The sequence below is a fragment of the Rhodoplanes elegans genome, assembly GCF_016653355.1.
Classification (GTDB): domain Bacteria; phylum Pseudomonadota; class Alphaproteobacteria; order Rhizobiales; family Xanthobacteraceae; genus Rhodoplanes; species Rhodoplanes elegans.
Genome location: NZ_NHSK01000098.1, coordinates 16,847 through 27,218 on the forward strand (window position 1 = coordinate 16,847; position 10,372 = coordinate 27,218).

Annotated in this window: 9 protein-coding genes and 1 pseudogene; 9 read left to right on the forward strand and 1 reads right to left on the reverse strand. The window is 65.8% G+C overall.

The annotated features are described in order from the left end of the window. Positions 1-44 precede the first annotated feature (44 nt). From CCR97_RS13125 to CCR97_RS13155, 7 genes are all read left to right on the forward strand, one after another. Entirely contained in the window at positions 45-470 is a 426-nt protein-coding gene (locus tag CCR97_RS13125; protein ID WP_111360575.1) for a secondary thiamine-phosphate synthase enzyme YjbQ, read from the forward strand. Further along, positions 471-1,763 (forward strand): RuBisCO large subunit C-terminal-like domain-containing protein, encoded by a 1,293-nt coding sequence (locus CCR97_RS13130; protein WP_111360574.1) that lies wholly within the window; start codon positions 471-473, stop codon positions 1,761-1,763. Between the two features lie 167 nt (positions 1,764-1,930). After that, the gene (locus CCR97_RS13135; RefSeq protein WP_201159548.1) at positions 1,931-2,374 is read left to right on the forward strand and encodes a hypothetical protein; all 444 of its coding nucleotides are present in this window, start codon (positions 1,931-1,933) and stop codon (positions 2,372-2,374) included. Positions 2,375-2,676: 302 nt separating this feature from the next. Further along, complete coding sequence (locus tag CCR97_RS13140) at positions 2,677-2,886, forward strand: hypothetical protein (RefSeq protein ID WP_111360770.1); 210 nt, start codon at positions 2,677-2,679, stop codon at positions 2,884-2,886. A 150-nt stretch (positions 2,887-3,036) separates the two neighbouring features. After that, on the forward strand, positions 3,037-3,561 hold the full coding sequence (locus CCR97_RS13145) for a hypothetical protein (protein WP_201159549.1): 525 nt from the start codon (positions 3,037-3,039) through the stop codon (positions 3,559-3,561). Positions 3,562-4,357: 796 nt separating this feature from the next. Further along, positions 4,358-4,774 (forward strand): EF-hand domain-containing protein, encoded by a 417-nt coding sequence (locus CCR97_RS13150; RefSeq protein WP_111358342.1) that lies wholly within the window; start codon positions 4,358-4,360, stop codon positions 4,772-4,774. A 202-nt stretch (positions 4,775-4,976) separates the two neighbouring features. Next, entirely contained in the window at positions 4,977-5,300 is a 324-nt protein-coding gene (locus tag CCR97_RS13155) for a hypothetical protein (RefSeq protein WP_201159550.1), read from the forward strand. Positions 5,301-5,413: 113 nt separating this feature from the next. Here the strand turns inward: CCR97_RS13155 and CCR97_RS13160 are convergent, their stop codons facing one another. Then, the gene (locus CCR97_RS13160; protein WP_170145924.1) at positions 5,414-7,777 is read right to left on the reverse strand and encodes an NACHT domain-containing protein; all 2,364 of its coding nucleotides are present in this window, start codon (positions 7,775-7,777) and stop codon (positions 5,414-5,416) included. An 840-nt stretch (positions 7,778-8,617) separates the two neighbouring features. Here CCR97_RS13160 and CCR97_RS13165 point away from each other — a divergent pair. Both CCR97_RS13165 and CCR97_RS31700 read left to right on the forward strand, forming a co-directional pair. After that, a complete protein-coding gene (locus tag CCR97_RS13165) occupies positions 8,618-9,910 on the forward strand; it encodes an adenylosuccinate synthase (protein WP_111358344.1) in 1,293 nt (430 codons plus the stop codon). Positions 9,911-9,958: 48 nt separating this feature from the next. Then, a pseudogene (locus CCR97_RS31700) lies at positions 9,959-10,372 on the forward strand (hypothetical protein); the annotation flags it as partial.

The following is a 10,372-nucleotide window of genomic DNA, read 5'->3' on the forward strand; positions in this document are numbered from 1 at the left end:
GCGCCCGGATGATCGTGCCGGGCCCGGCCGCACGGAAGGCCCCGATGCGTATCGTCAAGCACAGGATCACGGTCGCCACCACGGCGCCGATCGAGATCATCGACCTCACGCCGCGGGTCCGCGACTGGCTCGCCACGACGGGCGTCGCCGACGGCCTGCTCACGGTGACGACGCTGCACACCACGGCGCGCCTCAACGTCAACGAGCGCGAGGAGCGGCTGCAGCGCGACATGGTGACGTTCCTGAAACGCCTGGTGCCGCGCGACGGCGACTACTTGCACAATCTCGACACGGTCGACGGTCGCGACAACGCCCACTCGCACCTGCTCGGCCTGTTCATGAGCTCGACCGAGAGCATCCCGGTCGCCGGCGGACAGATGGTGCTGGGCGACTGGCAGGCGATCTTCTTCGTCGAGCTCGACGGACCGCGCGAGCGCCGGACGATCGAGCTGCAAGTGCTGGGGGCGTGAGTGAACACGGACGACATCGCAGGCTTCTTCGCGCGCCGGCAGGACCTCGATCCGGAGGCGTATCTCGAGCTCGACTTCGCCTTCGAATGCGCCGGCGACCCGCGCGAGGCGGCCGCGCATCTGGCGAGCGAGCAGTCGACGGCGCAGTGGCGTCGCGTCGGCGTCGACGAGGATTTTCGGCCGCGCTTCGCCGCCAAGGTGGTAGACCTCGACGCGACACCGCGTGAAAAGTTCAGCGTGCCGGTGGACGGCGTTCCGGCGACCGACGTGCACCGTGTGCGGGTGACGCTCGCGCATCCGCACGGCAACTTCGGGCCGCGCTTGCCGAATCTCCTCTCCGCCGTGTGCGGGGAGGGGGTGTTCTTCGTCCCGAAAATCCCGCTGATCCGGCTCCTCGACATCCGCTTCCCGGCGGCGTTCCTGGCCGCCTTCGCGGGGCCGCGCTTCGGCATCGCGGGGCTTCGTGATCTGCTGCGGGCGTACGACCGGCCGATCTTCTTCGGCGTCATCAAGCCGAACATCGGCCTGCCGGCGGAGCCGTTCGCCGAGATCGGCTACCAGGCGATGGCGGGCGGGCTCGACATCGCCAAGGATGACGAGATGCTGGCCGACGCGCCGTGGTGTCCGCTCGGCGAGCGCGCCGCGCTCCTCGGCGAGGCCGCGCGAAAGGCGGGCGAGGAAACCGGCGAGCCGAAGATCTATCTCGCCAACATCACCGACGAGGTCGACCGGCTGATCCCGCTGCACGACCTCGCGGTGGCGCGCGGCGCCGGCGCCGTGCTGGTCAACGCCATGCCGGTCGGGCTGTCGGCGGTGCGGATGCTGCGCGCCCATGCGAGCGTGCCGCTGATCGCGCATTTCCCGTTCGTCGCGTCGTTCGCGCGGCTGCCCTGGTTCGGCATCCATTCGCGGGTGCTGACGCGGCTGCAGCGCCTCGCCGGGTTCGACGCCGTGATCATGCCGGGGTTCGGGCCGCGCATGATGACGCCGGAGGCCGAGGTGCAGGACTGCATCCGCGCCTGCCTGGAGCCGATGGGCGACATCCTGCCGAGCCTGCCGGTGCCGGGCGGCAGCGACTCGGCCGCGACGCTCGAGCGGGTTTTTGCAAAGGTCGGCGGCGTCGATTTCGGCTTCGTGCCGGGGCGCGGCGTGTTCGGCCACCCGATGGGGCCGGCGGCGGGGGCGCGGAGCCTGCGCCAGGCCTGGGACGCGATCGCGGCCGGCGTGCCGGTGGCGGAGCGCGCCGCCAAACATCCCGAACTCGCCGCCGCGCTCGCCGCCTTCGGGGGCTGACCCGGCGCGCCGCCGTCGCGGCGCCGCTGCGGCCGTCGGCGGATCTTGACCCGGGTCAATGCGGCGCACCGGCACGGGTGCGAGCCGGAACCATGACACGCCGCGACACGGTTCGCCGGCGGAGCGGCAAGACCGGCGGCGATCGCGGCTCTCCGCAGGAGGTGCCCATGCGCGCCCTCGTCCGCTGTGCCGCCGATCTCTCCGTGAAGCTCTCGATGCGCCGGCCGTGCCGGCCGATGTGGCGGCGCGCCGGGATCGCCGCCGCGGCGATCCTCGTGGCGTCGGCCGTCGCGCTGCCGCTCGGTCTGTCCGGGCCGGCGGCGGCGCGTCCGCCCGGCATCGGTGGTGGCGCCGACGTGCCGCGTGCCTGCACGGGCGGGCGCCATTGGGACCCGGTGCAGCAGCGCTGCGTCTGCGCCAGCGGCGCGGTGTGGAACGCGGCGCGCGGCGGCTGCTATCGGCCGGCCCCGGCGCCGCCGCCGACCTGCTCGGGCGGCCGCCGCTGGAACCCGGCGGTCCGGCACTGCGTCTGCCCGCCCGACCGCCCCTACTGGAACCCGAAGAAGGGGGAGTGCTTCCGCAACCCCTCGCCGCAACCCCCGCCGGGCTGAGCGACCGGCGAGGCGCGCGGCCGGGCTCGCCGCGCCGGGCGCGGCCGATCGACCGCCGCCTCGGATCGGCGCCGGTGAGCCGCCGCGGCTGTGACAGGACGGCCACGCATGCGCAACATAAGGCGTGGTGAACCCACTATTCAGGAAATTTAATTAGTAGCGCTCTATTGATTGTGGCACATTCTGCCCAATCCGTCGCGGGGCGTGACAGCCGCGTGACGGCAGCGCCACCCCCGGAAGCTCCCGTCGAGAGACACCTCCGGTCGCCGCGGCGCTCAGGAAAAACCGGGAAGGGGAACGCCATGCGCCACGACGACACCCGCCATCGGCACGACACCACCTGCCGGACCTGCGGCACCCCGGTCGCCGCGCCGGTCTTCTTCGACACCCGCGGCCACCACTACTGCTCGCCCGACTGCGGCGAGAATGTCGGGGTCGCGCACGCCCACGGCCACGCGCACGGCCATGTCCACGCGCACGCCCACGCGCCGGCCGCGATGGAGATGCGCTGAGGGCGCCGCGCGGGACGGCCGGCGGCCCGCCCGCTCCCGCCGGGGCGGGCACCGGTGCGGCCGGGCGCGGCGATCCGCCACCGGTCGCGGGCGGCCGGCCCGTGCCAGGGTCTTCGCCCGGACGGTCCGGCGAACCCGCGAGGTCCCCGCATGACGATTCCCTGCCGCTTCGAGCGCAGCGTCCTCGCTCACGACGCGCACGCGCTCGTCGTCCAGAGCCACCACCCCGCCCTCTACGATCTCGGGCTCGACGCCCTGAAGGGCCTGCGCCTGCGGCTGCGCGAGCTGCGCGACCGCGAGCGGACGCTGGCGCGACAGAAGCGCCGCGAGGTGCGCGGCAAGGTGGCGCCGCGCGGCGGCAGCTTTCCCGGCACGGCCGAGCAACCGCTGCGCCGCAAGCAGGTGTTCTCCGCCGCGCTGAAACGGGTGAACAAGGAGATCGACCGGCAGGAGCGGCTCGCGGCCCGCACCGCCCATGCCGAGGCGGCGCGCCGGGCGCTTGAGATGCGCCGCGCCGCCTGGTTCCCGCCGCGGCCCGCGGCCGGCGAGACCGCCGGCGACGGCATGCGCCCGCTGCCGAGCCAGCGCCGCAAGGCGGTGCTGCCGCCCGCCCGCATCGGCCGCGTCTCGCAGGCCACCAAGCGCGCCCAGGCCGCCCGCGACGCGCGCGGCTGAGCGCGCTCGTCGGACGGGTGGAGCCGAAGGCGATACCCTTGGCCGGCGCGGTGCCGCGGATGATGGGTATCGCTGTCGCTCCACCATCCTACGGCCAGCCGTCCTTCCTCCCGCGGCGCGCGTTTCACGCCCGGGCTGTGCCCATGACCCGTGCCCTCGGCCCAAGAAACCGAGGGGAGCGGAGCGCCGAGAGGCGCGTCCGTAGTGTGCGCCTTCGCGAGGAAGGCGCGGCGCGCATCGCGGCGAACGATGCGCGACGCCTGTCGGCGCTCCGCTGGTGGCGTCTCTGCGGTCTCGGGCTCGTAATCGCGGGCGTCGCAACCACGACGGCGGCGGTCCGGCGTCGCGCTCTGCGGACGCTCCGGGTCCCAAGGGGGTGTCGAAGACCCTAGTGCCCGGCGGCGCACTCCCGAGCCGCCCGGGAGCCCGGCGGACGAGGCCGGACGCGCGGGCGCCACATGCGCCGGCGGTTTTACCGTTGCTCCGGCGCCCGGCTTTTCCGGCGGGTCCGACCCGCCCTTGGTGCGCTTTTGCGAGCCCCGGTGCCCCGGAGCGCGAAAACCGCACGTCGCCGGCCCGCCCCATCGCCCGACGTCACCGGTCGACGCCCCTCGATGGGCAGGACGGAAGCGGTTTTACGGGGCGATAGGAATAAAGTCGAGAAGGCGCCGAGGCGGCGCAACCTGTAGGATGAGTGGAGCCGAACGCGACACCCATCCTACAGGCTGGACGATCGGAACACCGTCGTGACCTCGGGCATACGGAAGACGAGCATCGAGACAACAGGAGTTCATCGATGAAGACGCTGATCACCGTTTCCGTACTGGCCGCGGCCTCGGTTCTCGGCATCTCGGCCGTCGCAGCCCAGCCGGCCGGGTCGAACATGCCTGGCGCGGGCGGGACGTCGCAGTCGGGGCCGAGCGGCGGCGGCATGATGCCGGGCATGATGGGACAGGCCGGACCGAGCGGAGGTCCCATGGGGATGGGCATGATGGGCGCGGGGATGATGGGCCGTGGCATGATGCGGCCCGGCATGACCCGGATGATGGTCGTCATGATGGACGCGAACGGCGACGGCACCGTCTCTCTCGACGAGTTCCAGGCCGTGCATGCGCGCATGTTCAAGGCCATGGACGCGAACGGCGACGGCAAGCTGACCGCCGACGAGGTGTCGGCGTTCCACGGAGGCGCTGGTTCGAGCGGCTCGAAATGACAGGTCGGAAGGCGATCTGCCCGGGGTCGGACCGGCATTTCAATATCGCCGGTTGCATCTGGCCGTGCAGGATGGACAGCGCGTAGGATGGGTGGAGCGAAGCGATACCCATCATCCGGCCGCGTCCGGGAGTCGTTGGGTATAGCTTCACCCATCCGTTGGGCTGCAGCTCGTGAGCGTGCCGCACGCCGATCATCGGGCGATGTTCTTGGACCGGCTCGACACGCTGTTCGGGGCGGCCATGGTCGCGCGCAGCCGGGTGGTCCGCGGCGCCTCGGAGGACTGGACGTTCGACGCCGTGGTCGAGAGGGCCGGCCGCCTCGCCCTGTTCGAGCTGGTGCCGCCGCACGCGGTGGCGGTCGGCAGCGCGGTGACGAAGTTCCTCGACATCCGCGACCTCGGCGACAACGAACCCGGCCGCATCGCCGTCCTCGGCGACAAGGCCGCGACCCCGCACCTCGCGGTGCTGTCGCACACCGCCATCGCCGCCGACGATCCCGACACGGTCCTGGCCGCAGCGGCGTGAGAATGGCCGCAGCGCCGTAGCCCGGGTTGAGCGCAGCGAAACCCGGGATCCTTTGGCGGATGCCCGGACGAGACGAGCACTGGATTCGCTGCGCTCAATCCGGGCTACGCTTGCTACTCTCGCTTGATTTCCTGTACTAGCACATCATCCGGAATATTAATGGTATCGACCAGGAAGGATGCGCGTTTGCTCGCCGCTCGATTGGGGTGCCAGACCGAAGCATCAGAGTGGGGGGTTCCTGTAACATATACCAGATTGTGCCGCAGTAGTGCATTTAAGCATTTGTCTATGAGTTCATTATTGATTCCGTGCACTCCACGATAGAACGAAGTCTTTTTTCTCCCGGATCCGGGCTGATTAAATAGCTTTCTGAGTATTATTTTAAGAACTTTAAACCATTCCGGCAATGAGGTTGCCATAATATCAGAGTTCGTCGCATCTATAAGGGTTTTTATCTCGATCTGATCATCCCTCAAGCCGCACTTCGTGAGCCGTTGCGCGACATCTGCGGAGCAACTCAATTCCTTAACCCGGCATTTTGAAAACTCAAGGCGCTCAATTTGCGATGAATCAAGAGAAATGTTGAGCACATCAAAAATGCAATCCTCGAATAGGAGTTGAGCAATACTTGTTAGCTCAGGTGTTATCTCAAGTTCTTGAAAAGCAGCAACATGTATCTGGATTTTCTTTATTTCTTTCCTAAGCAGCACCTCAGGCTCCAATGCTGCGCAGACCAGTAGATCGGCTAGCAAGTTGCCGTTGGATAAGTTGTTATTGTTCATCAAGGCCTTTATTGCGGCGCTGAGTTGGCCACTCTGTCCATCCATTCGCAATGCGGAAACAACCACCCGTGCAGTTAGTTGAGACGCTCCCGACCGTGTTTTTGTAAGAAGTCGAAGCATTCTGAAAATTGCTTCTGAATTTATGTAATTATCACTGTTCGTTGCTAGTGCCCTAATTGCTTCTACAATGGTCCCGGCTTGTGCTGCTTCAAAAATCGCGTTATCGATAAAACCTCTCTCTTCGTTGGCATGTCCTGCTGTCAGTCCGGGAAACCGCATTAGGACCTGTTGAACGGAGATGTCGGGCTCCATTTCCATAACGTCTCGATAAGCATCGGCAACGTGCAAGCTCGTAATGCGCCCAGGGTCTGAGATATTTGTTCGCGCCAACAGGGCGATGCGTTCAAGTAGTCTACGTATTTGACGAGGTTCGGCTCCCTTGGCGACCCGTGTCTCTCGGGCGCATAGGCGATTCAATAGCAGGTTCCAGCCATCCCCGGGGGACAGGGGATTAAGCAGTTCCGTGTCACCGCTAAGTTGCGGGCCGAGTTCGAAGTATATATAAGCTAATAATAGTGCGCGTTGTGGCAGCCAATCCATTATTACTGCATTTCTAGTCGTTGGGTTGATCTTGTGAAATAAAATCTTTACTTCACTCTCGCTTAAGTCGTGCAACGAAACGTGTGCAAAGTCGCGAGCGCCGAGGCAAGCTCGCATCTCATCAAAAGATGAAAAATAGCTTTGCCGCCCTGATATAAGTATAGGCGTTGAGCCCGGAGATTGCTCAATTGCAGATCTAATTATGTGTGACGAAGCGTACCGAATGTCGCGTGACGATGTTGTGAGTCGCGTAAAGCCAGCTCGAATGAGCTCATCAAAGCCGTCCAATATCAGTACACAGCAGTCAGACGTCCAAGCGTGCACCAATTTTTCTCGTTCGGATCGGAGTCCTACCCACTTTGCGTGCCGCTCTAATAGGTCAATGAAGTCGTCGTTTTCGTCAAATGCTGTATCGCTGAGATTTATGTAAACTGGAAATCTATAAGTTTCTCCGCTTTCATACTGCTCTGCTAGTCGGAAGAATAGCTCTCGAAATGTCATGCTTTTACCGACGCCAAAGTCACCTGTTACCACAGTGCGGGTGCGGCGTCTTTGGTTTATATCTTTCACAATATCGTCTAGAGTGATTTTGGATTGATTGTCGTAATCCCTAAATGGAACGTGCACATATTGTTTCCTATCCAGGTGAATCGAATCGTCTTGTGGATTTCGCACGCTTCCAAATGGTCTCTTTCGTCGCTCAAATAGATAAGATTGGCTGCAGTTGAATTTGTTAACAAAGTATGGAAATGAGCAAGCCTCAATCCACGATCCGTGATCAGATGCAATTCGATGAATCTCAGGAGTAGCTTCTGATTGTGTTATAAAGTACCCTCGAATTGGTTTAACTTGCGCGTCTCCAACCAAAGCTTTACGTGTTGAGCGTATCTTTGAAATGTCGTTTTCGGCTTTCTTTTTTGTTCTTTCGGTGGTGCATTCAATTATTACGAGTTCGGAGGCATTATCGATGATGACATCAACTTCCCGGCCGTCGATATGCCGATTCACTTGAACGTGCTCGCCTCCCCAATGCCTGCGGCAAAAATCGGCGACAAGGCGTTCAAACTCTGTTCCTGGTTGTGGTGCCATCGCCATAAGATGCCTCATTTTTAGTGAAAAAGTCGTAATTCAGCTGTGTGGGTGGCGCCTTCAGCGCCCCCCTTGTTCCGTTAAGCATGGGTGTGAATGCCAACTTAATCTCGAATCTTGAGATTTTACAAGTATCACTTTTCTTGTCCGGCCGCTGGCGTCATGCCACCTTCTTTCAGAACGTAGAATGTAGAACGAAGCGATTGTGGGCGAAGCCAATCAAACTCTCTTTTGTGAGAGTGATATGTATCGCCTCCTGCTCCTCCAATCCTGTCTCGTCGCGCATGCGCCCACTCCCATCCGCCACCCGCACCGCCCCCCTCGACCTCCCCGTCGCGGCGCGCTACACCGCGGCACGGCGGTTCGGACTCGCGCCGGCGGCTGGATTCTTCTAGAGAATTCGGTCGGAGGGGTGACCCGGCCCTCCCGCGGCCGTCCCCCGTCGGTTCCCGCGACAGCGTTTTCTCGGCACCGGCCGCTTGCCGCCCGTTTAGGGCCCGGCACGCGGGCCGTGTGTCCGCGCGTCCGAAACCGTTCGGCGGCGAGGACGTGGATGGCCGGGACGAGCCCGGCCATGACGGAGGGGGTGGCGCGTCGTCGCCCGCCGTCGGCTCGATCTCGGCCCGGCTCGGCCGGGTGGTACTGAAGCCCGGCTCGGTCGGGCGAAAAGGACGTGGATGGCCGGGACGAGCCCGGCCATGACGAAGGGGAGCGGTTCGCCGCTCCGGCTCGATCTCGGCCCGGCCTCGCCGGGCGCACCATCGCCCCTGGGGCGAACAACACGCCGCGGCCGCGCGCCCCGAACCCGGGACGGCGGCGGCCCGGCCCGAAGGACAGAAGGCTGACATGGCGAACGTCGTGGTCGTCGGTTCCCAGTGGGGCGACGAAGGCAAGGGCAAGATCGTCGACTGGCTCTCCGAGCAGGCGGACGTCGTGGTGCGGTTCCAGGGCGGCCACAATGCCGGCCACACGCTCGTCATCGACGGCACCACCTACAAGATGTCGCTCCTGCCCTCCGGGGTGGTGCGCGGAAAACTGTCGGTGATCGGCAACGGCGTGGTGCTGGATCCGCGCGCGCTGGTGGAGGAGATCGACCGGCTGAACGGGCAGGGCGTCGGCCTCACCCCCGAGACGCTGCGGATCGCCGAGAACACCTCGCTCATCCTGTCGCTGCACCAGGAGCTCGACGCCAACCGCGAGGCGGCGGCGAGCGCCCAGACGCGGCTCGGCACCACCAAGCGCGGCATCGGCCCGGCCTACGAGGACAAGGTCGGCCGGCGCGCGATCCGCCTGATGGATCTCGCCGACCTCGAGTCGCTCACCCCGAAGATCGAGCGGCTGCTGGTCCACCACAACGCGCTGCGGCGCGGCCTCGGCCTGCCCGAATACGACCCGAAGGCGATCTACGACGAGCTCGCGGCCGTCACCCCGAAAGTGCTGCCCTACATGGATTCGGTGTGGGTGCTGCTCGATCAGGTGCGGCGCGAGGGCAAGCGGATTCTCTTCGAGGGCGCCCAGGGCGCGCTTTTGGACATCGACCACGGCACCTATCCGTTCGTCACCTCGTCCAACACGGTGGCGGGCCAGGCGGCGACCGGCTCGGGGCTCGGGCCGTCGGCGGTCGGCTACGTGCTCGGCATCTGCAAGGCGTACACGACGCGGGTCGGCGCCGGGCCGTTCCCGACCGAGCAGGACAACGAGATCGGCCGGCTGATCGGCGATCGCGGCCACGAGTTCGGCACCGTCACGGGCCGCCGTCGGCGCTGCGGCTGGTTCGACGCCGTGCTGGTGCGCCAGACGGTGCGCACCTCAGGGATTCACGGCCTGGCGCTCACCAAGCTCGACATTCTCGACGGGCTCGACGAGATCCAGGTGTGCACCGGCTACCGCCTCGACGGCCGCACCATCGACTATCTTCCGGCGAGCGAGCGGGCGCAGGCGCGGGTCGAGCCGATCTACGAGACCATCGAGGGCTGGAAGGACAAGACCGCCAATGCGCGGTCCTGGGCCGAGCTGCCGGCGCAGGCGATCAAGTACGTGCGCTGGATCGAGGAATTGGTGGGATGTCCGGTCGCTCTGCTCTCGACGAGCCCGGAACGGGATGACACTATCCTGGTCCACAATCCCTTCGAAAGCTGACCACGCCGCGCCTCGGGGGCGAGGAACGCCGGGACAAAGCGGGACCTGATGGCCGACTACTATCCACTGATCGCCAAGGCGGTCGCGGGCCTCGAGAAGAACACCGGCGAGGCGCGTCGCACCCTCTACGAGCGGGCCCGTGGCGCGCTCGTCGCCCAGTTGCGCGGCGTGCAGCCGCCGCTCGGCGAGTCGGAGATCACCCGCGAGCGGCTGGCGCTCGAGGAGGCCATCCGCAAGGTCGAGTCCGACTCGGCCCGCAAGGCGCGGGCCGAGCGGTCCGACGCGATGGCGTCGCGGCTGGGCGGCGGATCCTTGGGTGGCGGATCCTTGGGCGGCGGGTCGTCGGCCGGTGCCACGGACCGTCTGGCCGCGGCCGCGGCGGAACGCGCCGAGCGGGCGGAGCGGCGGCCCCCTCGGGTCCGGACGGCTTGCGATCCTCCGGCGCGGCCGGCCGCGCCGGAG

Bases quoted from the DNA above. Each gene is read 5' to 3' on its own strand.
- CCR97_RS13160 (WP_170145924.1), bottom strand. From the start codon at position 7,777: ATGGCGATGGCACCACAACCAGGAACAGAGTTTGAACGCCTTGTCGCC.
- CCR97_RS13165 (WP_111358344.1), top strand. From the start codon at position 8,618: ATGGCGAACGTCGTGGTCGTCGGTTCCCAGTGGGGCGACGAAGGCAAG.
- CCR97_RS13150 (WP_111358342.1), top strand. From the start codon at position 4,358: ATGAAGACGCTGATCACCGTTTCCGTACTGGCCGCGGCCTCGGTTCTC.
- CCR97_RS13155 (WP_201159550.1), top strand. From the start codon at position 4,977: ATGTTCTTGGACCGGCTCGACACGCTGTTCGGGGCGGCCATGGTCGCG.
- CCR97_RS13140 (WP_111360770.1), top strand. From the start codon at position 2,677: ATGCGCCACGACGACACCCGCCATCGGCACGACACCACCTGCCGGACC.
- CCR97_RS13125 (WP_111360575.1), top strand. From the start codon at position 45: ATGCGTATCGTCAAGCACAGGATCACGGTCGCCACCACGGCGCCGATC.
- CCR97_RS13145 (WP_201159549.1), top strand. From the start codon at position 3,037: ATGACGATTCCCTGCCGCTTCGAGCGCAGCGTCCTCGCTCACGACGCG.
- CCR97_RS13135 (WP_201159548.1), top strand. From the start codon at position 1,931: ATGCGCGCCCTCGTCCGCTGTGCCGCCGATCTCTCCGTGAAGCTCTCG.